Genomic DNA, 21,865 nt, shown 5'->3' on the forward strand with positions numbered 1-21,865 from the left:
CGATGGTTCCGCCCGAGTCGGGTGGTGGGGGCCGGTGACGCGGTGACGCGGTGACGGGATGGCGGGGCGGATCGCGGGTTGCGGGTTGCAGGGGGACCGGAGCCGACGGTCGGCAAGCCCCGGGCCCGCCTCGCCCGCTATGCGCCCAGAACCCTGCGCAGGTAGTCGTTCTGGAACAGGCGACCGGGATCCAGGCGGTCCCGCAGCGCCGTGAACTCGTCGAAGCGCGGATAGACGCCCGCGAAGTACTCCGCGTCCCGCGTGTGGATCTTGCCCCAGTGCGGACGGCCCTCGTGGGCGGTGAAGATGCGCTCGGCGGCCGTGAAGTACCCCTGGTAGGGCGTGCCCTTGGTCATGTGGACGGCGATGTACGCGCTGTCCCGGCCGGAGGCGGTGGACAGGGTGATGTCGTCCGCGGGCGCCGTGCGCACCTCCACGGGGAAGCTGATCCGCAGCCCCGAACGGTCGACCATCGCCTTCAGTTCGCGCAGCGTCTCGGTCACCGCCTCGCGCGGAACCGCGTACTCCATCTCCACGAACCGCACCCGGCGCGGCGACGTGAAGACCTTGTAGGGGATGTCGGTGTAGGTGCGCGCGGACAGGGCCTTGCTGGAGACCTGGGCGATCGCCGGGATCGTGGCGGGCACCGCCCGGCCGACCCACTGGGCGACCTGGAAGACGCCGTTGGAGAGCAGTTCGTCCTCGATCCACCCCGCGACCTGGCTCACCGGCTTGGCCGGCCCGGCGCTGCGGTTGTTGCGCTTGGTGTTGGTGCTGCCGGTGTGCGGGAACCAGTAGAACTCGAAGTGCTCGTTCTCGGCCCACAGTTCGTCGAAGTCGGCGAGGACCTTGTCGAAGGGCATCGGCTCCTCGCGCGCGGTGAGCAGGAAGACGGGCTCCACCGCGAAGGTGAGGGCCGTGACGATGCCGAGGGCGCCCAGGCCGATCCGGGCGGCCGCGAAGACCTCGGGGTTCTCCTTCTCGGAGCAGGTGAGCACCGAGCCGTCGGCCGTGACCAGTTCCAGGCCCTTGATCTGGGCGGCTATCGAGGCGGACTCGCGGCCGGTGCCGTGGGTGCCGGTGCTGGTGGCCCCCGAGACCGTCTGCTCCATGATGTCGCCCATGTTCGTGAGCGAGAGGCCTTCGCGCGCGAGGGCCAGGTTGAGCCTCTTGAGCGGGGTGCCGGCCTCGACGGTCACGGTCATGGCGTCGCGATCGATGGTGCGGATGCCGGTCAGCAGTTGCGGCCGGATCATCACACCGTCCGTGGCGGCGATCGACGTGAAGGAGTGACCGGTGCCGACCGGCTTCACCTTCAGCCCGTCCTCGGCGGCCCGCCGCACGGCCTCCGCCAGTTCGTCGACGGAGGCGGGCGTGACCTCCCGCGCGGGGCGTGCGACGACGTTGCCGCCCCAGTTACGCCACGTGCCGTTCTTCCCGCTCGCTGTGCTGCTCAACGGTGCCTCCACGACCCGGAGCCGGCCTGCTCAGCCGGCGGTAGCCCAGGAAACCGACCGCGACCGCGACGGCTCCGGACACCGCCGGAACCCCGTACCCGGCTCGCGCCCCGGCCGCGTCGATGACCCAGCCGGCGACGGAGGAGCCGAGCGCGACCCCGACCGCGAGCCCGGTGCTGATCCAGGTCATGCCCTCGGTCAGTTGTGCGCGTGGTACGTGCTCTTCGATGAGGGACATGGTGGTGATCATCGTGGGAGCGATGGCCAGGCCCGCTACGAACAGCGCCGCGGCCAGAAACGGCAAGTTTCCGACCAGTAGGAGGGGGATCATACTCACGGCCATCATGAACACGCCCAACAGCCAGCGACGTTCCGGCGCCCCCTTGAGACGCAGGAGGCCGAACACCAGCCCGGCCAGACAGGAGCCGGCCGCGTAGAGGGCCAGGACGACGCTGGCGGCGCCCTTGTGGCCCTGCTCGTCGGCGAAGGCCACGGTGACCACGTCGACCGCGCCGAAGATCGCTCCGGTCGCCACGAACGTGGTCACCAGGACCTGCAGGCCCGCAGAGCGCAGGGCCGAGCCTTCGGCGCGCTGGCCGTGCGGGTGCGGGGCGGGTTCGGTGGCTCGCTGAGCGGTCAGCCAGAAGACGCCGACGGCGAGGAAGCAGGCCGCCAGCAGCGGCCCGGCCTCCGGGAACCAGGCCGTTGACAGGCCGATGGAGATGATCGGCCCGAAGATGAAGCACACCTCGTCCACCACCGACTCGAACGAGTAGGCGGTGTGCAGTTGCGGTGACCCCCGGTACACGGCCGCCCAGCGGGCCCGGACCATCGCGCCGAGACTGGGCACGGCGCCGATGCCGGCGGAGCACACGAACAGCACCCAGTCCGGCCACTCGAAGTGCGCGGCCAGCAGCAGCCCGGCCGCCGCCACCAGCGCGACCAGCGTCGCCGGGCGCAGCACCCTGCGCTGCCCGTGCAGATCCACCAGGCGCGAGATCTGCGGCCCGAAGACCGCGGCCGCCAGCGCGATGGTCGCCGACAGCGCGCCGGCCAGCCCGTAGCGGCCGGTGAGCTGGGAGACCATCGTGACCACGCCGATGCCCATCATCGACAGCGGCATCCTGCCGAGGAATCCCGCGGCGGAGAACCGCTTGGAGCCGGGGGCGGCGAACAGGGCGCGGTACGGGCTGGGCACGGGGGTCTCCGGTGGTCCGGTCACGCGCGCGTGGCGGCTCGGTGCGGCGTGAGGGAAGGCGGCCCGGCCGGACTCGGTGGGGCGTGCGGCGAGCCCGGCAGAACCGGTAAGGCGTGAAGGCAGCTCATACAGCTTACGAACTTAGGCAACCCTAACGCACCCGCGCGCGGGGTGCGCGCCCTCGTTCGAACCCCCGCCCGTTTCCCGCCTGTCGGAGCCGGGTGGCAGGATCGACTCATGCCAGACGCGCTCGATGCCACCCCCTACGACGCCCTGCTCCTGCTCTCCTTCGGCGGCCCGGAAGGCCCGGACGACGTGGTCCCGTTCCTCGAGAACGTGACGCGCGGGCGCGGCATCCCGAGGGAACGTCTCCAGGAGGTGGGGCAGCACTACTTCCTGTTCGGCGGGGTCAGCCCCATCAACGACCAGAACCGCGCCCTGCTGGACGCCCTGCGCAAGGACTTCGCCGACCACGGCCTGGACCTGCCGATCCACTGGGGCAACCGCAACTGGGCCCCGTACCTCACGGACACCCTGCGCGAGATGGTCGCCGACGGGCGCCGCCGCGTCCTCGTCCTCGCCACCAGCGCCTATGCCTCCTACTCCGGCTGCCGCCAGTACCGCGAGAACCTGGCCGACTCGCTGGCCGAGCTCGAGGCCGAGGGCCTCCAGCCGCCGAAGGTCGACAAGCTGCGGCACTACTTCAACCACCCCGGCTTCCTCGAGCCCATGATCGAGGGCGTGCTGCGGTCGCTGGACGACCTCCCCGAGGACGTCCGCGACGGCGCGCACCTCGCCTTCTCGACCCACTCGATCCCCCTCGCGGCCGCCGACACCTCCGGCCCCGTCGAGGAGCACGGCGACGGCGGCGCGTACGTGAAGCAGCACCTGGAGACCGCGCGGCTGGTCGCCGACGCCGTCCGCGAGCGCACCGGCGTGGACCACCCCTGGCAGCTCGTCTACCAGTCCCGTTCCGGCGCTCCGCACATCCCCTGGCTGGAGCCGGACATCTGCGACCACCTGGAGGAGCGCAACGCGGCCGGCGTCCCCGCGGTCGTCATCGCCCCCATCGGCTTCGTCTCCGACCACATGGAGGTCCTCTACGACCTCGACACGGAGGCCGAGGCCAAGGCGCGCGAGCTGGGCCTGCCGATGCGCCGTTCGGCCACCGTCGGCGCCGACCCCCGCTTCGCCGCCGCGATCCGCGAGCTCGTCCTGGAGCGCGCCGCGGTCGAGAACGGCCGTGAGGTCACCCCCTGCGCCCTCGGAGCGCTCGGGCCGAGCCACCACCTGTGCCCGGCCGGCTGCTGCCCCGCCCGTGCCCCCAGGCCCGCCGCCGCGGGCGCCGACAGCCCCTACGCGTGAGGAACGGCGTGACCGACCCCCTGCACTCAGAACTGCTCGCGCTCGCCCGGGAGGCCGCCCGCCGCGCCGGCGAGCTGCTGCGGGACGGCCGCCCGGCCGACCTCGCGGTCGCCGCCACCAAGTCCAGCCCGATCGACGTGGTCACCGAGATGGACATCGCGGCCGAGAAGCTGATCACGAGCCTGATCTCCGAGCACCGTCCCGACGACGGCTTCCTCGGCGAGGAGGGCGCCTCCAGCGCGGGCAGCAGCGGCGTCCGCTGGGTGATCGACCCCCTCGACGGCACGGTCAACTACCTCTACGGGCTGCCCACCTGGGCCGTGTCCATCGCGGCCGAGCAGGACGGCGAGGCGGTGGTCGGGGTCGTCGAGATCCCGATGCGCGGCGAGACGTTCCACGCCGTGCGCGGCGACGGCGCCCGCGGGACCGGCGCCTGGGAGGGCGAGCGCGTGCTGGCCTGCCGCCCGACGGCCCCCCTCGACCAGGCCCTGGTCTCGACCGGCTTCAACTACGTCACCGAGGTGCGGGCCCACCAGGCGGACGTCGCGCAGCGGCTGATCCCGCTGCTGAGGGACATCCGGCGCAGCGGCTCGGCCGCCGTCGACCTGTGCGACGTGGCCGTCGGCCGCCTGGACGGCTACTACGAGCGCGGTCTGCACCCCTGGGACCTGGCCGCGGGCGACCTGATCGCCCGGGAAGCGGGCGCGCTGACCGGCGGACGGCCCGGAGAGCGCCCCGCACGCGATCTCGCGATCGCCGCCTCCCCGGGCGTCTTCGAGCCCCTCCAGCGGCTCCTGGAGGACTTCGGCGCCTGGCACGACTGACCGGGCCCGGCCGCCGCCGCGCGGACACGCGAAGGGGCCCCGGCGCTGGATTCGCCGGGGCCCCTCCGCATGCCTACCGCTCAGACGCTCGTCGCGCCGACCTCCACACCGTGCTCGGCGGCGAGGCGACGCAGGTCCTCGAGCTCGGCCTGCTCCACCTCGGCGAGGAAGTCGTCGCCCTCGTCGCGAGCCCGTGTCAGGTCGGTCTCGGTCGCCCTTATGCGCTGCAGAAGTCCTGCGGTGAATGCGTCCATGCTGCGCCCCCTCGTCCTGGGTCGTGGGTCGATGGCACGGGGGTGTGCCGGTTTGAGAAGGGGCGATCACGTCTCTCACAGGTGCCCAGCGCTGCCCTGCCGGGCGGCGACGGTGCCGGACACCCACGCCCGCTCTGCGGCAAGCGGACCGGGAAGTGCCACATGGTGCAGCGGCACATGCAGAGCGTGATCGCGGGGTGTAAAGCCGTCCTCCCCCCGCTCCCTTCCGTGGAAACCTCAACTCCACGAGAAAATCTCGCATTCCCGTGCCTCACGCCCGTCCTTCATCTCCCCTCCCACCCGCCTTACCGCCGACTTATGGCCGAAAAGGGCAGGATGGAAGCACACACTCACCAGGACCCCCGCCCGCGTGCGCTCACCGAGCGCTACGCGGGTGGACACAGGAAGGACAGCGACGTGCGCGTACTCGTCGTCGAGGACGAGCAGCTGCTCGCCGATGCGGTGGCCACCGGACTGCGCCGGGAGGCCATGGCCGTCGACGTCGTGTACGACGGTGCGGCCGCCCTGGAGCGCATCGGAGTCAACGACTACGACGTGGTCGTCCTCGACCGCGACCTCCCCCTCGTGCACGGCGACGACGTCTGCCGCAAGATCGTCGAACTGGGCATGCCCACACGCGTGCTGATGCTCACGGCCTCGGGCGACGTCAGCGACCGGGTCGAGGGCCTGGAGATCGGCGCCGACGACTACCTCCCCAAGCCCTTCGCCTTCAGCGAGCTGATCGCACGCGTGCGGGCCCTCGGCCGGCGCACCAGCGTGCCGCTGCCGCCCGTCCTGGAACGGGCCGGCATCAAGCTCGACCCCAACCGCCGCGAGGTCTTCCGCGACGGCAAGGAGGTCCAGCTCGCGCCCAAGGAGTTCGCCGTCCTGGAGGTGCTCATGCGCAGCGAGGGGGCGGTGGTCTCCGCGGAGCAGCTCCTCGAGAAGGCGTGGGACGAGAACACCGACCCGTTCACCAACGTCGTGCGGGTGACGGTGATGACGCTGCGCCGCAAGCTGGGCGAACCCCCGGTGATCGTCACGGTCCCCGGTTCCGGCTATCGGATCTGATCGGCCGTGGCATCGACGCCCGCGCCTCCCCAGGCGCCTCCGAAGCCCACCTGGGACCCCAGGAGCCCGCAGCTCCCCTTCCCCTGGCTGCGCCCGACCATCCGCATACGGCTCACGCTGCTGTACGGCGGGATGTTCCTGATCGCCGGCATCCTGCTGCTGTCGATCATCTACCTGCTGGCCGCGAACGCCCTCAACGTGGGCAGTGAACTGCCCTTCAAGATCCTCTCGGGGCAGGTGGCCAGCGAGGTCTGCAACTTCCCGTCCTCGCCGACCGCGACCGAGCTCAACCACGCCATGAACGAGTGCGTGAACGAGCAGCGCCGCCACGCGCTGGACGACCTGCTCAGCCGCTCACTGCTGGCCCTGCTCGGCCTCGCCGTGATCGCCTTCGCCTTCGGCTACGCGATGGCCGGACGCGTCCTGTCCCCGCTCGGCCGGATCACCCGCACCGCCCGCGCGGTGGCGGGCTCGGACCTGTCCCGCCGTATCGAGCTGGACGGCCCGGACGACGAGCTGAAGGAACTGGCCGACACCTTCGACGAGATGCTGGAGCGCCTGCAGCGCGCGTTCACCGCTCAGCAGCGCTTCGTGGGCAACGCCTCGCACGAGCTGAGGACGCCGCTCGCGATCAACCGCACGCTGCTCGAGGTGCACCTCTCCGACCCCGACGCACCGGTGGAGCTCCAACAGCTCGGCAAGACGCTGCTGGCCACCAACGAGCGCAGCGAACAGCTCGTCGAGGGCCTGCTGCTGCTCGCCCGCAGCGACAACCAGATCGTCGAACGCAAGCCGGTGGACCTCGCGGAGGTCGCGGAGCAGGCCATCGACCAGGTGCACGGCGAGGCCGCCGCCAAGGGCGTGGTGATCCGCGGCGAGCAGAAACCCGCGGTCGTCCAGGGCAATGGCGTGCTGCTGGAGCGGATCGCCCTGAACCTCGTGCAGAACGCCGTACGGTACAACGTGCCCGACGGCGGCTGGGTCGAGGTGACCACCGAGGTCCAGCACGGGCAGGCGGTCCTGGTGGTGTCGAACACCGGGCCGGTCGTGCCGGCGTACGAGATCGACAACATGTTCGAGCCGTTCCGTCGGCTGCGCACGGAGCGGACCGGCAGCGACAAGGGCGTCGGCCTCGGTCTGTCCATCGTGCGGTCCGTGGCCCGGGCACACGGCGGCCATATCGTGGCCCAGCCGCGCGAAGGGGGTGGGCTCGTGATGCGGGTCACCCTGCCCGTCTGAGATCATGTCGCCGACACACGCGGGGATGTTCGCTTTGCGCGGAATTTTCTGGACTCCGACTGGGCCCTCCCGTGTGTGATCGATCACAAGGGCGAATTTCCGGCCATCTACTCTCCGTGATCATGGATGCCCCTGAACAGCCCGGAAAATCCGGGTTTTCGAGGGTCCTGATCACGGGAAGTACACGGTGAGACGCCTTTGAAGTGCGGCATTCGGACCGTGTACGGTCCCGATCGCCATCCAAGCCGATCACTCTTGAGGGGTCCGGTTGGGTGTCGATTGAGTAACAGACCTTGATGTGAGGCAAAATCTCCGCCTCGAGGCGGGCACAAGTCCGGCCTCTCACGCGTTACGTGCGCTGGAGACACCGCAGACACCCAGAGGGGGAGAGGCGAAATGGCTACCGATTACGACACCCCACGCAAGACCGATGACGACGTCGATTCCGACAGCCTTGAAGAGCTCAAGGCGAGGCGGAACGACAAGTCCGCCTCCGCAGTCGACGTAGACGAGTTCGAGGCCGCGGAGGGCCTCGAGTTGCCCGGCGCAGACCTCTCCAACGAGGAACTGGCCGTCCGGGTGCTCCCGAAGCAGCAGGACGAGTTCACCTGCATGAGCTGCTTCCTGGTGCACCACCGCAGCCAGCTGGCCCGGGAGAAGAACGGTCAGCCGATCTGCCGCGACTGCGACTGAGGCGGGGTCGGCCGTGACTGGCTCGACCCCTCCTCGGAAGCGCCGATTCCCCCTGCGGGGAGCGGACAAAGGGCCTTCCCAAGGCCCTCACGGCGTGCGTGACGACGAGCGAGGCTCATCCGGTACGGGAGAGGTCCCGGCGGGATCTGCCTCGCTCGAACCCGCGGCGGACCGGGACGACCTCCCGGCGCCGGCGCGGAACGCCGCCCCCGTCGTCAGGCGGGGGGCGGCGGTCATCCGGGACAAGGCCGCGGGCCTGGCCCGGGAAGGCGTCCGACAGGGCGGGAAGCGGGCCAGGGCGGGTTTGGCGCACCTGGCCGACCGGATCATCGACATCGCACCGCGCGTGCCCGTACGGGACCTTCAGACGCTCCGCAGACAGTTCCCGGGCCTGGGGCCCGAGGCGCTCGCGGACAAGCTCGTGGCGGGCGCGGCGAATGCCACGTCCACCGTCGGAGCGGGCATCGGGGCCGCGGCGATGCTCCCCGTGCCGCCCGCGATGCCGACCGAACTGGCCGCGGAGATCACCGGGGTCGCGGCGATCGAACTGAAGCTGATCGCCGAGCTCCACGAGGTCTACGGCGTGCGGCCGGCCGGCGGTCTCAAGGACCGCAGTACCGCGTATCTGCGCTCGTGGTCGGGCGAACGCGGGGTCGACGTCCTGAAGCCGTCCTCGATCAACTCGGCCCTCGGCGGCCAGATGAAGCGCGAACTGCGCCAGCAGATCATGAAGCGCATGGTGCGCGACCTGCCGAACCTGATGCCCTTCATGGTGGGCGCCGTCGTCGGCGCGGTCATGAACCGGCGGGACACCAGGAGAGTGGCCGCGAAGGTCCGGGCCGACCTGCGGAAGATGCAGGTGCCGTGGGACGCGCTGCCGGAACTGCCGCCGCTGGAGAAGCCCGCGCATCCCGTGGTCATCGGTGAGATCACCCAGAACCCGCTGAACCCCGAGAGCCTGCCCGACGGGAGCCCCGACGACGCCCGGAAGCCCGACGGGCCCGCGGGACTCGGGGGCTGAGCCCCGCCGAGGCCGGGGCCGCGCCGCGGCCGCCGGTCAGGCGGCCGTCTCCCGCGCCGCCTGCAGGGCCTGCGCCAGGCGCTCCGGCTCCCGCGTCGACAGGTACAGATACGGCGTGGGGTCGTCCGGGTCGGTGACCTCCACCTTCAGGGCGGTGGGGATGTAGGAGCGCAGCAGCAGGAAGGCCCGGGTGTCGGCCTTGTGGGTGCGCCAGGCGCGCGCCTCCTCCGCGTCCAGGATCTCCGCCCCGCCCAGGGCCGTGACCGGGATCTTCGCCTCGCCCGCGATCAGGGAGTCGCCCACCACGCGGATCCGCAGCGAGCCGTAGGAGCTGGCCACCACGGCCGCGGCCGCCGTGCCGCCGATCAGCCCGCCGAGCAGCGGCAGGGTGCCGAAGGGCAACAGGATCAGGGCCATGGAGACGCCCACGAGGAACGAGACGAACCACCACGAGCGGGGGGCGGTGAGGCGTTCTTCGTAAGGGGTGGCGGAGGGCTGCATGGAGCCAAGCTTGGCACGGTGTCCGGATATGGCGGACGCGCGGGTAAGGTCTGCGGCTGTGAGTGGTACTTCCGCAGCTCTTGAGCCTCCGGCCGACGCCGTGAAACCCGTGCGTCACCCCGACGCCCCAGCGCCCGGCGAGCTCCTCGGCGCCCACTACGAACACTGTTTCGGATGTGGCGGCGGGCAGGCCCACGGACTGCACCTGGAGGCGCGGGCCGGCGACGGCGTGACCGTCACCGCGGAGTTCACGGTGCAGCCGGCTCATCAGGGTGCGCCGGGTCTCGCGCACGGCGGGATCCTGACCGCCGCCCTCGACGAGACCCTCGGCTCGCTGAACTGGCTGCTGCGGACGATCGCGGTGACCGGACGGCTGGAGACCGACTTCGTGCGGCCCGTCCCCGTCGGCGCCACGCTGTACCTGGAGGCCGAGGTGACCGCGGTCGCCCGTCGCAAGATCTACTCGAGCGCGACCGGCCGGATCGGCGGCCCCGACGGGCCCGTCGCCGTCCGCGCCGACGCGCTCTTCGTGGAGGTCGCGGTCGAGCACTTCGTGAACCACGGCCGCGAGCAGGAGATCCGGGCCGCCATGAGCGACCCGGACCGGATCAGGCGCACCCGCGCCTTCGAGGTGAACCCGTGAGCCGCGACTTCCTGGACGTCCTGATCCGGCGCGTCGACCCCGACGTACCGCTTCCGACGTACGAGCACCCCGGGGACGCGGGCGCCGATCTGCGCACCACCGAGAGCCGCGAACTGGCGCCGGGGGAGCGGGCCGTACTGCCCACGGGGGTGTCCATCGCCCTGCCGGAGGGGTACGCGGCCTTCGTACACCCGCGCTCGGGGCTGGCCGCCCGGTGCGGAGTGGCGCTCGTGAATGCCCCGGGGACGGTTGATGCCGGGTACCGTGGGGAGATCAAGGTGATCGTGGTGAATCTCGACCCGCGCGAGTCCGTGCGGTTCGAGCGCTTCGACCGGATTGCCCAACTGGTCGTCCAGCAGGTCGAGAGGGTCCGCTTCCAGGAGGTCGCGGAGCTTCCCGGGTCGGCGCGGGCCGCGGGGGGCTTCGGGTCCACCGGCGGCCATGCCGCCGTGGGCGGCGCAAGCGGTACAAGCGGTCAGGCCGCCGAGGGCGGCGCGACGGGTGGGAATCGATACGCTTCGGTCGTATCCGACCGGGAAGGACAGTGACGTGTTCGGACGTCGCAAGAAGAAGGGTGCCGCCGAGGACGCGGCCGGCGAGGCCGAGCAGGTCGTCGACAGTGTCGACACTGAGGCGGACGACGTAGAGGGCCGGCGCGAGCGTGTGCGGCTCGAGCCCGAGCCGCGGCCCGACGGGCCCTGGGACGACTCCGAGGTGCGCGACCCCGCGGAGGGCCGCGTGGACCTCGGCGGGCTCTTCGTGCCCGGGGTCGACGGCATGGAGCTTCGGGTCGAGGTCGCCGGTGACGCGATCGTCGCGGCGACCGTCGTACTGCGCGACAGCGCCATCCAGCTGCAGGCCTTCGCCGCTCCCAAACGGGAAGGCATCTGGGGCGAGGTGCGCGAGGAGATCGGCTCCGGCATCACCCAGCAGGGTGGCATCGTCGACGAGGTCGAGGGCCCGTTGGGCTGGGAGCTGCGGGCGCAGGTGCCGGTGCAGCTGCCGGACGGCACGGGAGGCTTCCATGTCGTGCGGTTCGTCGGCGTGGACGGCCCCCGCTGGTTCCTGCGCGGGGTGATCTCCGGCCAGGGCGCGGTGCAGCCGCAGGCGGCCGGACTGCTCGAGCAGATCTTCCGGGACACGGTCGTCGTGCGCGGTGAGGGTCCGATGGCCCCCCGCGACCCGATCGTCCTCAAGCTCCCGAACGACGCGCAGATGGTGCCCGAGGGCGTCCAGCAGCAGGACGAGAGCTCCCGCTTCTCCGGCGGCATGGGCCAGCTCCAGCGCGGGCCGGAGATCACCGAGGTCCGCTAGTCCGACAACGGACCGCACGGCTGAGAGGGCCGCACCCCGCACGGGGTGCGGCCCTTTGTCGTGCCCGCGTCCCCCGCTCTTCTCGTGTGTGAACCCTTGACGGTCCATTGGTCTGGACCTACGGTCTCCGCCCAACGCCTAAGTTCATAAGGGCGCTCTGTGTTCACATACAAGAACGAGAACGGAGCTGCTGTGCGTCGAACCGTATTCCTTGTGACCGTCACCGCCCTGATCGTGGGCGCTCTCGCATCCCCGAACGTCCCCCGGGCCCAAGCCGCCCCCACCGCCTTCGCCCACCCCGGGGTCACCGTCTCCCGGGCGCAACTGGACTTCGTCCGGGGCAAGGTCGACTTGGCGGCCCAGCCCTGGAAGGGCGCCTTCGATCAACTCCTGGCGAGCAAGTACGCCAGTCCGAGCCGCACCCCCAAGCCCCGGGCCGTGGTCGAGTGCGGGTCCTACTCCAACCCGAACCACGGCTGCACGGACGAGCGGGAGGACGCGCTCGCGGCGTACACCGACGCCCTCGCCTGGTACATCACGCGGGACGAGCGGTACGCGAAGAAGGCCATCGAGCTGATGGACGCCTGGTCGGCCGTCGTCAAGGACCACACCGACAGCAACGCGCCGCTCCAGACCGGCTGGGCCGGCTCGTCCTGGCCGAGGGCCGCCGAGATCATCAAGTACACGTACACCGGCGGCTGGGCGAACTCCGGCCGTTTCGCGACCATGCTGCGGGACGTCTACCTGCCCGAGGTCGTCAACGGCTCCCACTCCAACGGCAACTGGGAGCTTTCCATGACGGAGGCCGCGATCGGCATCTCCGTCTTCCTCGAGGACCGGAGCTCGTACGACAAGGCCATGGCGAAGTTCCGCGCCCGCACGGCCGCCTACGTCTACCTGGCCTCCGACGGCGAACTGCCGAAGACCGTGCCGAGCCAGAACCTGAACACCCGGGACAAGATCGTCGCCTACTGGCAGGGTCAGGGCACCTTCGTCACCGGCCTGACCCAGGAGACCTGCCGGGACCTCACCCACACCGGGTACGGCATCTCCGCGATCTCGCACGTCGCCGAGACCAGCCGCATCCAGGGGCAGGACGTGTACGGCACCGACGTCGGCGAGCGGCTGCGGCAGGCCCTCGGCTTCCAGGCCAGGTACCAGCTGGGCGCGGCCGTCCCGGGTTGGCTGTGCGACGGCGCCCTCGCCGGGGGGCTCGGACCGGTCACCGAGATCGGCTACAACGCGCTGCACAACCGCCTGGGCGTCGCGATGTCGAACACGCAGACGCTCACTCTGCGGAACCGTCCGGCCGGCAGCAACAACCTCTTCGTCGCCTGGGAGACGCTGACCCACGGAGACAATCCCGCGTGAACCGATCCGGGGGGCTCGTCCGATGAAGGGTTGAGGGGCGCCGGTGTCCGCCTCACGCGTCAGGGTTGCGTCAAAGCGCGCCCGCGCCCCTCGATTCGTCCCTTCTGCCTGAATCGTTGGCCGTAAGGTCGACGCTGCGCAGGCAGCAATCACCGGAAGACAATGAGGCCATGGCACGCGGCAAGCTCCGGATCCACCTCGGTGCGGCACCGGGCGTGGGCAAGACGTACGCGATGCTGTCCGAGGCGCACCGCCGGGTGGAGCGCGGCACGGACTGCGTGGTGGCGTTCGCCGAGCCTCACGGGCGCCCGCGCACCGAGGTGATGCTGCACGGTCTGGAGGTGATCCCGCGCCGCGAGCTGGAGTACCGCGGCGGCGTCTTCACCGAGATGGACGTGGACCTCGTCCTGGCCCGCGCCCCGAAGGTCGCCCTGGTGGACGAACTGGCCCACACCAACGTCCCCGGCTCCCGCAACGCCAAGCGCTGGCAGGACGTGGAGGAGCTGCTCGCCGCCGGCGTCGACGTCGTCTCCACGGTGAACATCCAGCACCTGGAGTCCCTGGGCGACGTCGTGGAGTCGATCACGGGCGTACGGCAGCAGGAAACGGTGCCCGACGACTTCGTCCGGCGCGCCGACGAGATCGAGCTGGTGGACATGTCGCCGCAGGCGCTGCGCCGGCGGATGGCGCACGGCAACATCCATCAGCCCGACAAGGTCGACGCGGCCCTGTCCAACTACTTCAGGCCCGGAAACCTCACCGCCCTGCGGGAGCTGGCCCTGCTGTGGGTCGCCGACCGGGTCGACGAGTACCTGCAGCAGTACCGCAGCGAGCACCGGGTGTCGGCGATCTGGGGTTCGCGCGAGCGGATCGTGGTCGGCCTGACCGGGGGGCCGGAAGGACGCACTCTGATCCGGCGGGCGGCTCGGCTCGCGGAGAAGGGCGCCGGCGGCGAGGTGCTCGCCGTGTACATCGCGCGCAGCGACGGGCTCACCTCGGCCTCGCCCAAGGAGCTGGCCGTGCAGCGCACCCTCGCGGAGGACCTGGGCGGCACCTTCCACCACGTGGTCGGCGACGACATCCCGGCCGCGCTGCTCGACTTCGCCCGCGGGGTCAACGCCACCCAGATCGTGCTCGGCTCCTCGCGCCGCAAGGCCTGGCAGTACGTCTTCGGTCCGGGGGTGGGCGCGACGGTCGCCCGGGACTCCGGGGCGGACCTCGACGTGCACATCGTCACCCACGACGAGGTCGCCAAGGGGCGGGGGCTGCCCGTGGCCCGTGGCGCCCGGCTCGGGCGGGGCCGGATCGTCTGGGGCTGGGTGGTCGGGGTGGCGGGCCCGGCGCTGCTGGCGGGGCTGCTGAACACCGTCCATCTCGGCCTCGCCAACGACATGCTGCTGTTCCTGGCGGTCACGGTGGCGGCGGCGCTGCTGGGCGGTCTGCTTCCGGCGCTGGCGTCGGCGGCCGTGGGCTCGCTGCTGCTGAACTACTTCTACACACCGCCCCTGCACAGATGGACGATCGCCGATCCGAAGAACATCGTCGCCATCGTGATCTTCGTCGGGGTGGGGATCGCGGTGGCGTCGGTGGTGGACCTGGCGGCCCGGCGTACCCACCAGGCTGCCCGGCTGCGGGCCGAGTCGGAGATCCTTTCCTACCTGGCCGGCAACGTGCTGCGGGGCGAGACGAGCCTGGAGGCGCTGTTGGAGCGGGTGCGGGAGACCTTCGGGATGGCGTCGGCGGCACTGCTGGAGCGGGCGGACGACAGGGCGCCCTGGACCCGCGCCGGCCACGTCGGCTTCGGACAGCCGGTCGAGCGGCCCGAGGACGCGGACGTCGAGGTGTCCGTCGGCGACCGCATGGCGCTGGCGCTCACCGGCCGGGTGCTGCCCGCCGAGGACCGGCGGGTGCTGGCCGCGTTCGCCGCGCAGGCGGTCGTCGTGCTGGACCGGCGGCGCCTGCAGGAGGAGGCCGACCAGGCCCGCGCGCTGGCGGAGGGCAACCGCATCCGCACGGCCCTGCTCGCCGCCGTGAGCCACGACCTGCGCACGCCGCTGGCGGGGATCAAGGCGGCGGTCTCGAGCCTCAGATCCGACGACGTGGCCTGGTCCGAGGAGGATCGGGCGGAGCTGCTGGAAGGCATCGAGGACGGCGCCGACCGCCTCGACCACCTGGTGGGCAACCTGTTGGACATGTCCCGCCTTCAGACCGGGACGGTCACGCCGATCATCCGCGAGACCGACCTCGACGAGGTGGTGCCGATGGCCCTCGGCGGTGTCCCCGATCCGCAGGAGAGCGTGGAGCTGGACATCCCGGAGACGCTGCCCATGGTCGCCGTGGACGCCGGACTGCTGGAGCGGTCGGTCGCCAACCTGGTGGAGAACGCCGTCAAGTACAGCCCGGGCGGCGAGCGCGTGCTGGTCTCGGCGAGCGCGCTGTCCGACCGGGTCGAGGTGCGGGTCGTGGACCGCGGGCCGGGCGTCCCCGACGAGGCCAAGGAGCGGATATTCGCGCCGTTCCAGCGTTACGGTGACGCTCCGCGCGGCGCCGGAGTCGGGCTGGGGCTGGCGGTCGCACGCGGCTTCGCCGAGGCCATGGGCGGCACCCTCGAGGCGGAGGACACCCCCGGCGGCGGCCTCACCATGGTCCTCACCGTCCGCGCGGCGGGAGCACCCCCCGAGCCGCAACCCGCACGACGACCCGAAAGGCAGCCCTCATGCTGAGCCCCGCCGGGGAGACACCCCAGGCCCCGACGAGGGTGCTCGTGATCGACGACGAACCGCAGATCGTGCGCGCCCTCGTGATCAACCTCAAGGCCCGCAGCTACGAGGTCGACGCAGCCCATGACGGCGCCACCGCCCTCCGCCTCGCCGCCGACCGCCACCCGGACGTGGTCGTCCTCGACCTCGGGCTGCCGGACATGGACGGCGTGGAGGTGATCAGGGGGCTGCGCGGCTGGACGAGGGTGCCGATCCTGGTGCTGTCCGCCCGCCACACCTCGGACGAGAAGGTCGAGGCGCTCGACGCCGGCGCCGACGACTACGTCACCAAGCCCTTCGGCATGGACGAGCTGCTGGCCCGGCTGCGGGCCGCCGTCCGCCGGGCCGAACCCATCGGCGCCGGCGAGGAGGAGGTCCTGGTCGAGACCGACGAGTTCACCGTCGACCTGGCCGCGAAGAAGGTCAACCGGGCCGGGAAGGACGTGCGGCTGACGCCCACCGAGTGGCATCTGCTGGAGGTGCTGGTGCGCAACACCGGCCGTCTGGTCGGCCAGAAGCAGTTGCTGCAGGAGGTGTGGGGTCCTTCGTACGGGACGGAGACGAACTACCTGCGGGTGTACATGGCCCAGCTCAGACGCAAGCTGGAGGCGGATCCCTCGCATCCCCGGCACTTCGTCACGGAGCCCGGGATGGGCTACCGCTTCGAGCGCTAGTCCAGGGGCCCGGAGACGGGCACGACGGCGGTCCGGCGACGGCACGGCGGCGGGTCCGAGAGCCGGTACGGCAGCGGGTACGGCTATGTCGGCGTGCCCCGGTACGCTTCAGATATGAGTGCTGTTCCTCGTTCCGAAAAGCCGGTGGGCCGGTTCCGGCGCATGCTCGACCGGCTCTCCTCGTCCCAGGAGGACCTGGAGTCCGAGGAGCTGCGGGAGGACGCCGAGACGGCCGGCTGCACGCGGATCGGAGACTGCCAGGACCGGCAGATCGTCACCGTTACTGGTACCTTGCGCACGGTCACCCTGCGGCCGCGCGCCGGAGTCCCGGCCCTTGAGGCCGAGCTGTTCGACGGCAGCGCCGCGCTGGACGTGGTGTGGCTGGGCAGGCGCTCGATAGTGGGCATAGAGCCGGGGCGCAGGCTCATCGCATCGGGCCGGGTCTCCATGAGCCGTGGCCGCCGGGTGCTGTTCAACCCCAAGTACGAACTGAGACCCGTGGGTAGGGAGTAGCCGGTGACGTCGCTCGACAAGCCGACCGAAGACACGACCGCGGAGGACACGACCGCGGCCGACGCCCGGGCGGTGACCGAGGCCGCGCTGTTCGAGGCGTTCGGCGGCGTGCGGGGCATGGTCGAGACGGTGGTGCCCGGCCTGCTCTTCGTCACGATCTTCACGATCAACAAGGACCTGCACATGTCCGCGATCGCCGCGCTCGCGGTGTCGCTGGTCCTGGTCGTGGTCCGGCTGGCGATGAGGGACACCGTCAAGCACGCGTTCAGCGGGGTCTTCGGCGTGGCCTTCGGCGTCGTCTTCGCGATGATGACCGGCAACGCCAAGGACTTCTATCTGCCGGGCATGCTCTACACGCTGGGGCTGGCGCTGGCGTACATCATCACGACGCTGTGCGGGGTGCCGCTGATCGGTCTGATCCTGGGACCGGTCTTCAAGGAGAACCTCTCCTGGCGGACCCGTAACCCGGGGCGCAAGAAGGCCTACGCGAAGGCCAGTTGGGCATGGGGACTGATCCTGCTGGCCAAGTGCGCCATCCTCTTCCCGCTGTACTTCTGGGCGAACACCGCGCAGCTGGGCTGGGTGCTGGTGGCGCTGAAGATCCCGCCGTTCCTGCTCGCCGTGTGGCTGACCTGGGTGTTCCTGGCGAAGGCACCCGCCCCGATCGACGTGTTCGCGGAGATGGAGGCGGAGGAGAAGGCGGCGGCCGAGCGGGAGGCTGCCGCCGCGGAGGCCGGTGGTCGGCACCGTCGGGAGAGCTGATACCCGGCGTTGCGGTGACCGTCCCTGGGGGCTGCCGCCCCCAGACCCCCGCTTCGGCCCCGAAAGGGCCTCGTCCTCAAACGCCGGACGGGCTGGATGGTCGGACCGGCGCTGGAGGGCTCGGCCTGGCGCTGGATGGTGCGGACCGGCGCTGGATGGCTTGGCCCGGTCCCGGATGGTTCGGATCGGCGCTCGAAGGCTTGGCCCGGTGCTGGATGGCTCGGCCCAGTGCTGGAGGTGCAGCGCTCGTCGGACATTGTGATGGGGGCGCCCGGAGATCTCCGGGCGCCCCCATCATGTCGTTGCCGGCGGTCAGCTGCCGGTGTCGTCCCGGCGCACCGACAGCAGGTCCTCCAGCTGCTCCTCCCTGGCCTGGGCGGCCACGAAGAGCAGCTCGTCGCCCGCTTCGAGGGAGTCGTCGCGGGACGGGGTCAGGACCCGGGTGCCGCGGATGATCGTGACCAGGGAGGTGTCCTCCGGCCACTCCACGTCGCCGACCTGGGTGCCGGCCAGGGCCGACTCCTCGGGAAGCGTCAGTTCCACGAGGTTGGCGTCGCCGTGGCTGAAGCGGAGCAGACGGACCAGGTCGCCGACGCTCACCGCCTCCTCGACCAGGGCGGACATCAGACGCGGGGTCGAGACCGCCACGTCCACGCCCCAGGACTCGTTGAAGAGCCACTCGTTCTTCGGGTTGTTGACGCGGGCGACGACCCGGGGGACGCCGTACTCCGTCTTGGCCAGGAGGGAGACGACCAGGTTGACCTTGTCGTCGCCGGTGGCGGCGATCACCACGTTGCAGCGCTGGAGCGCGGCCTCGTCCAGGGACGTGATCTCGCAGGCGTCGGCGAGCAGCCACTCCGCCTGGGGGACGCGCTCGACCGAGATGGCGGTCGGCGCCTTGTCGACGAGCAGGACCTCGTGGCCGTTCTCCAGCAGTTCGCCGGCGATCGAACGGCCGACGGCGCCGGCTCCGGCAATGGCGACCCTCATCAGTGACCGTCCTCCTTCGGACCCTCGGCGAACTGGGCCTCGACCTTCTCGACCTCGTCGGTGCGCAGCATCACGTGCACCAGGTCGCCCTCCTGGAGGACCGTCTGCGAGGTGGGCAGGATCGCCTCGCCGAGGCGGGTCAGGAACGCCACGCGGACGCCCGTCTCCTCCTGCAGCTTGCTGATCTTGTGCCCGACCCAGGACGGGGCGGCGTGCACCTCGGCGAGCTGGACGCCTCCGGTGGGGTCGCGCCACAACGGCTCGGCACCCGAGGGCAGCAGCCGGCGCAGCATCTGGTCGGCCGTCCAGCGGACGGTGGCGACGGTGGGGATGCCCAGGCGCTGGTAGACCTCGGCGCGGCGGGGATCGTAGATGCGGGCGGCGACGTTCTCGATGCCGAACATCTCGCGCGCCACGCGGGCGGCGATGATGTTGGAGTTGTCGCCGCTGGAGACCGCGGCGAACGCGCCGGCCTCCTCGATGCCCGCCTCGCGCAGGGTGTCCTGGTCGAAGCCGACTCCGGTGACACGACGGCCGCCGAAACCGGAGCCCAGTCGTCGGAAGGCGGTGGGGTCCTGGTCGATCACGGCGACCGTGTGCCCCTGTTGCTCCAGGGTCTGCGCAAGAGCGGAACCCACTCTGCCGCAGCCCATGATGACGATGTGCACGACCGTCCTTCCGAGGTCAAGAAGTCAAGAAGTCAATGAGTTTTCCGGCCTGGCTCTGGCGCTCGGCCTTGAACAGGGTCTCAGACCGTCGCCCAAGCTACACACGCGCGGTGCTCGCGGGGCACCCCCGTGCACGGTTCGCGCGCGGTTCGGCGGGATCAGCGGCGGCTGATGCTCGCGACACTGAGGAAGGTAAGGATTCCGAGGCCGACGAGGGTGCCGATGGCGCCGATGAGCTCCGCGGTCGTGTGCATGGACCCTCCGAAGGGGCGTCAGCGGGCGGGGATTGTCATATAGCCATGAGGATCGTCGAGGGCGCGGAATCCGCAGCCGGGGCCTGGCCGATTTCACTCGGGAGGCAGATGCGGCGACCTGTCACCCGGCTGAGCCCGGGGCAGGGTGGGCGGTCCCGTGTTCGAAGGCCTACGATCCTCTGTTGTGTCCAAACTGACCGACGTGCCCAAACGGATTCTGATCGGGCGCGCACTGCGCAGTGATCGACTCGGAGAAACGCTCCTGTCGAAGCGCATCGCCCTACCCGTTTTCGCCTCCGACCCGCTGTCCTCCGTGGCCTACGCGCCCGGGGAGGTGCTGCTGGTCCTGTCCATCGCGGGCGTGTCGGCGTACCACTACAGCCCGTGGATCGCCCTCGCGGTCGTCGTGCTGATGTTCACGGTGGTCGCCTCCTACCGGCAGAACGTCCATGCCTACCCCAGCGGCGGCGGCGACTACGAGGTGGCCACCACCAACCTCGGCGCCAAGGCCGGCCTGACGGTCGCGAGCGCCCTGCTCGTGGACTACGTCCTCACCGTCGCCGTCTCCATCTCCTCCGGCATCGAGAACCTCGGCTCCGCCATTCCGTTCGTCGTCGAGCACAAGGTGGCCTGCGCGGTCGCCGTGATCGTCCTGCTGACGCTGATGAACCTGCGTGGCGTCAAGGAGTCCGGCAAACTCTTCGCCATCCCGACGTACGTGTTCGTCGCGGGCGTCTTCATCATGATCGCCTGGGGGGCCTTCCGCGGGCTGGTCCTCGACGACACGATGCGGGCGCCGACGGCCGAGTACACGATCAAGGCCGAGCACCAGGGCCTGGCCGGTTTCGCGCTGGTGTTCCTGCTGCTGCGCGCGTTCTCCTCCGGCTGTGCCGCGCTCACCGGCGTGGAAGCGATCTCCAACGGCGTCCCGGCCTTCCGCAAGCCCAAGTCGAAGAACGCGGCGACCACGCTCGCGGCGATGGGGCTGCTGGCCGTCACCATGTTCTGCGGGATCATCGTCCTGGCCCTGGTCACGAAGGTCCGGATGGCCGAGAACCCGGCCGTCGACCTGCTCAACGGCGGCGTCGCGGTCGGCGCCGACTACGTGCAGAACCCGGTGATCACCCAGGTCGCCGAGGCCGTCTTCGGCAAGGGCAGCTTCTTCTTCATCGTGCTCGCCGCCGCCACGGCCCTGGTGCTGTTCCTCGCGGCGAACACCGCCTACAACGGCTTCCCGGTGCTCGGCTCGATCCTCGCCCAGGACCGCTACCTGCCCCGCCAGCTGCACACGCGCGGCGACCGCCTCGCCTTCTCCAACGGCATCGTGCTCCTGGCCGGCGCGGCCATGCTGCTCGTCGTCATCTACGGCGCCGACTCCACCCGCCTGATCCAGCTGTACATCGTCGGCGTGTTCGTGTCGTTCACGCTCAGCCAGACCGGCATGGTCCGCCACTGGAACCGCCTCCTGGCCACCGAGACCGACCAGAACAAGCGCCGTCACATGGTCCGCTCTCGCGCGATCAACACCTTCGGCGCGTTCTTCACCGGCCTGGTGCTGGTCGTCGTCCTCGTCACCAAGTTCACGCACGGCGCCTGGGTGGCCCTGCTCGGCATGGTGATCTTCTACGGGACGATGACCGCGATCCGTCGCCACTACGACGGCGTGGCCGCAGAACTCGTCGCCCCCGAGGGGCCCAGCGACGACAGCGTGCGCCCCTCGCGGGTCCACTCGGTCCTGCTGATCTCCAAGATCCACCGCCCCACGCTGCGCGCCCTCGCCTACGCCAAGCTGATGCGCTCCGACACCCTGGAGGCGCTCACCGTCAACGTCGACCCGGCCGAGACCAAGGCGCTGCGCAACGAGTGGGAGCGGCGCGGCATCGACGTACCGCTGAAGGTCCTCGACTCGCCGTACCGCGAGGTCACGCGGCCGGTCATCGAGTACGTCAAGAGCCTGCGCCGGGAGTCGCCGCGCGACGCGGTGTCGGTGATCATCCCCGAGTACGTGGTCGGCCACTGGTACGAGCACCTGCTGCACAACCAGAGCGCGCTGCGGCTGAAGGGCCGGCTGCTGTTCACGCCGGGCGTCATGGTCACGTCCGTCCCCTACCAGCTGCAGTCCTCCGAGGCGGCGAAGAAGCGGGCGCGCAGGCGCCAGGAGTGGAACGCCCCCGGTTCGGTGCGGCGCGGCCCGGCGCAGGTGGGACGTCCCAAGGAGCCGTCGGGTTCCGGCGGCGCCCAGGGCTCCCCGGGGCCGGACGAGAAGAGCTGACTCCCGCTCGCGCACACCCTCC

At 70.9% G+C, this 21,865-nt stretch carries 21 protein-coding genes; 15 read left to right on the forward strand and 6 right to left on the reverse strand.

Annotation, left to right across the window (positions count from 1 at the left end; all coding sequences use genetic code 11):
• Positions 1-137: 137 nt before the first annotated feature.
• Positions 138-1,457, reverse strand: coding sequence for a D-arabinono-1,4-lactone oxidase (locus ACZ7DE_RS27600; protein ID WP_470765711.1), 1,320 nt, complete (start codon positions 1,455-1,457; stop codon positions 138-140).
• A complete protein-coding gene (locus ACZ7DE_RS27605; protein WP_470765712.1) occupies positions 1,417-2,655 on the reverse strand; it encodes an MFS transporter in 1,239 nt (412 codons plus the stop codon). Before ACZ7DE_RS27605 ends, ACZ7DE_RS27600 begins: the two co-directional genes overlap by 41 nt.
• A gap of 237 nt (positions 2,656-2,892) precedes the next feature.
• On the opposite strand from ACZ7DE_RS27605, the gene ACZ7DE_RS27610 reads away from it, so the two are divergent.
• Positions 2,893-4,020: a ferrochelatase gene (locus tag ACZ7DE_RS27610; protein WP_470765714.1), complete on the forward strand. Its 1,128-nt coding sequence runs from the start codon at positions 2,893-2,895 to the stop codon at positions 4,018-4,020.
• 8 nt (positions 4,021-4,028) lie between these two features.
• Positions 4,029-4,844, forward strand: coding sequence for an inositol monophosphatase family protein (locus ACZ7DE_RS27615; protein ID WP_470765716.1), 816 nt, complete (start codon positions 4,029-4,031; stop codon positions 4,842-4,844).
• An 80-nt stretch (positions 4,845-4,924) separates the two neighbouring features.
• On the opposite strand, the gene ACZ7DE_RS27620 is transcribed toward ACZ7DE_RS27615, so the two are convergent.
• Positions 4,925-5,098, reverse strand: a complete 174-nt coding sequence (locus ACZ7DE_RS27620) for a hypothetical protein (RefSeq protein WP_198655097.1) — start codon at positions 5,096-5,098, stop codon at positions 4,925-4,927.
• Between the two features lie 417 nt (positions 5,099-5,515).
• Between ACZ7DE_RS27620 and ACZ7DE_RS27625 the strand changes: the two genes are divergently transcribed.
• From ACZ7DE_RS27625 to ACZ7DE_RS27640, 4 genes are all read left to right on the forward strand, one after another.
• The gene (locus ACZ7DE_RS27625; RefSeq protein WP_003993508.1) at positions 5,516-6,169 is read left to right on the forward strand and encodes a response regulator transcription factor; all 654 of its coding nucleotides are present in this window, start codon (positions 5,516-5,518) and stop codon (positions 6,167-6,169) included.
• A 6-nt stretch (positions 6,170-6,175) separates the two neighbouring features.
• A complete protein-coding gene (locus tag ACZ7DE_RS27630) occupies positions 6,176-7,408 on the forward strand; it encodes a sensor histidine kinase (RefSeq protein ID WP_470765720.1) in 1,233 nt (410 codons plus the stop codon).
• Between the two features lie 396 nt (positions 7,409-7,804).
• Positions 7,805-8,101, forward strand: a complete 297-nt coding sequence (locus tag ACZ7DE_RS27635) for a DUF4193 domain-containing protein (protein ID WP_003993510.1) — start codon at positions 7,805-7,807, stop codon at positions 8,099-8,101.
• 13 nt (positions 8,102-8,114) lie between these two features.
• Complete coding sequence (locus tag ACZ7DE_RS27640) at positions 8,115-9,122, forward strand: hypothetical protein (RefSeq protein ID WP_470765722.1); 1,008 nt, start codon at positions 8,115-8,117, stop codon at positions 9,120-9,122.
• Positions 9,123-9,158: 36 nt separating this feature from the next.
• Here ACZ7DE_RS27640 and ACZ7DE_RS27645 read toward each other — a convergent pair whose 3' ends face one another.
• Positions 9,159-9,623, reverse strand: a complete 465-nt coding sequence (locus ACZ7DE_RS27645; RefSeq protein ID WP_470765723.1) for a DUF3093 domain-containing protein — start codon at positions 9,621-9,623, stop codon at positions 9,159-9,161.
• Positions 9,624-9,681: 58 nt separating this feature from the next.
• Between ACZ7DE_RS27645 and ACZ7DE_RS27650 the strand changes: the two genes are divergently transcribed.
• The 8 genes from ACZ7DE_RS27650 to ACZ7DE_RS27685 all read left to right on the forward strand — a co-directional run bounded on the left by ACZ7DE_RS27650 (position 9,682) and on the right by ACZ7DE_RS27685 (position 17,659).
• Positions 9,682-10,266 (forward strand): PaaI family thioesterase, encoded by a 585-nt coding sequence (locus ACZ7DE_RS27650; RefSeq protein ID WP_470765725.1) that lies wholly within the window; start codon positions 9,682-9,684, stop codon positions 10,264-10,266.
• Entirely contained in the window at positions 10,263-10,814 is a 552-nt protein-coding gene (gene dut, locus ACZ7DE_RS27655) for a dUTP diphosphatase (protein WP_470765727.1), read from the forward strand. Before ACZ7DE_RS27650 ends, dut begins: the two co-directional genes overlap by 4 nt.
• Position 10,815: 1 nt before the next feature.
• Complete coding sequence (locus tag ACZ7DE_RS27660; RefSeq protein WP_470765728.1) at positions 10,816-11,580, forward strand: DUF3710 domain-containing protein; 765 nt, start codon at positions 10,816-10,818, stop codon at positions 11,578-11,580.
• Between the two features lie 213 nt (positions 11,581-11,793).
• A complete protein-coding gene (locus ACZ7DE_RS27665) occupies positions 11,794-12,951 on the forward strand; it encodes an alginate lyase family protein (RefSeq protein WP_470765730.1) in 1,158 nt (385 codons plus the stop codon).
• Between the two features lie 170 nt (positions 12,952-13,121).
• On the forward strand, positions 13,122-15,674 hold the full coding sequence (locus ACZ7DE_RS27670; protein WP_470765731.1) for a DUF4118 domain-containing protein: 2,553 nt from the start codon (positions 13,122-13,124) through the stop codon (positions 15,672-15,674).
• Positions 15,668-16,384 carry a response regulator gene (locus ACZ7DE_RS27675; RefSeq protein ID WP_470765732.1) on the forward strand — a complete coding sequence of 239 codons (717 nt, stop codon included), beginning with the start codon at positions 15,668-15,670 and terminating at the stop codon, positions 16,382-16,384. The genes ACZ7DE_RS27670 and ACZ7DE_RS27675 overlap by 7 nt, the downstream gene beginning before the upstream one ends.
• Positions 16,385-16,498: 114 nt before the next feature.
• The gene (locus tag ACZ7DE_RS27680) at positions 16,499-16,897 is read left to right on the forward strand and encodes an OB-fold nucleic acid binding domain-containing protein (RefSeq protein ID WP_470765734.1); all 399 of its coding nucleotides are present in this window, start codon (positions 16,499-16,501) and stop codon (positions 16,895-16,897) included.
• Positions 16,898-16,900: 3 nt separating this feature from the next.
• Complete coding sequence (locus ACZ7DE_RS27685) at positions 16,901-17,659, forward strand: DUF3159 domain-containing protein (protein WP_470765736.1); 759 nt, start codon at positions 16,901-16,903, stop codon at positions 17,657-17,659.
• Positions 17,660-17,971: 312 nt separating this feature from the next.
• Here the strand turns inward: ACZ7DE_RS27685 and ACZ7DE_RS27690 are convergent, their stop codons facing one another.
• Entirely contained in the window at positions 17,972-18,649 is a 678-nt protein-coding gene (locus ACZ7DE_RS27690) for a potassium channel family protein (RefSeq protein ID WP_470765737.1), read from the reverse strand.
• Positions 18,649-19,317: a potassium channel family protein gene (locus ACZ7DE_RS27695; protein WP_470765740.1), complete on the reverse strand. Its 669-nt coding sequence runs from the start codon at positions 19,315-19,317 to the stop codon at positions 18,649-18,651. Before ACZ7DE_RS27695 ends, ACZ7DE_RS27690 begins: the two co-directional genes overlap by 1 nt.
• 438 nt (positions 19,318-19,755) lie before the next feature.
• Here ACZ7DE_RS27695 and ACZ7DE_RS27700 point away from each other — a divergent pair, with 438 nt between their 5' ends.
• A complete protein-coding gene (locus ACZ7DE_RS27700) occupies positions 19,756-21,843 on the forward strand; it encodes an APC family permease (protein WP_470765742.1) in 2,088 nt (695 codons plus the stop codon).
• Positions 21,844-21,865 lie beyond the last annotated feature (22 nt).

It is taken from the genome of Streptomyces sp. NPDC037083 (assembly GCF_055606485.1).

Excerpts from the sequence above, each read along its gene's own strand:
- ACZ7DE_RS27610 (WP_470765714.1), top strand. The coding sequence starts at position 2,893 with ATGCCAGACGCGCTCGATGCCACCCCCTACGACGCCCTGCTCCTGCTC.
- ACZ7DE_RS27620 (WP_198655097.1), bottom strand. The coding sequence starts at position 5,098 with ATGGACGCATTCACCGCAGGACTTCTGCAGCGCATAAGGGCGACCGAG.
- ACZ7DE_RS27635 (WP_003993510.1), top strand. The coding sequence starts at position 7,805 with ATGGCTACCGATTACGACACCCCACGCAAGACCGATGACGACGTCGAT.
- ACZ7DE_RS27645 (WP_470765723.1), bottom strand. The coding sequence starts at position 9,623 with ATGCAGCCCTCCGCCACCCCTTACGAAGAACGCCTCACCGCCCCCCGC.
- ACZ7DE_RS27670 (WP_470765731.1), top strand. The coding sequence starts at position 13,122 with ATGGCACGCGGCAAGCTCCGGATCCACCTCGGTGCGGCACCGGGCGTG.
- ACZ7DE_RS27675 (WP_470765732.1), top strand. The coding sequence starts at position 15,668 with ATGCTGAGCCCCGCCGGGGAGACACCCCAGGCCCCGACGAGGGTGCTC.
- ACZ7DE_RS27680 (WP_470765734.1), top strand. The coding sequence starts at position 16,499 with ATGAGTGCTGTTCCTCGTTCCGAAAAGCCGGTGGGCCGGTTCCGGCGC.
- ACZ7DE_RS27690 (WP_470765737.1), bottom strand. The coding sequence starts at position 18,649 with ATGAGGGTCGCCATTGCCGGAGCCGGCGCCGTCGGCCGTTCGATCGCC.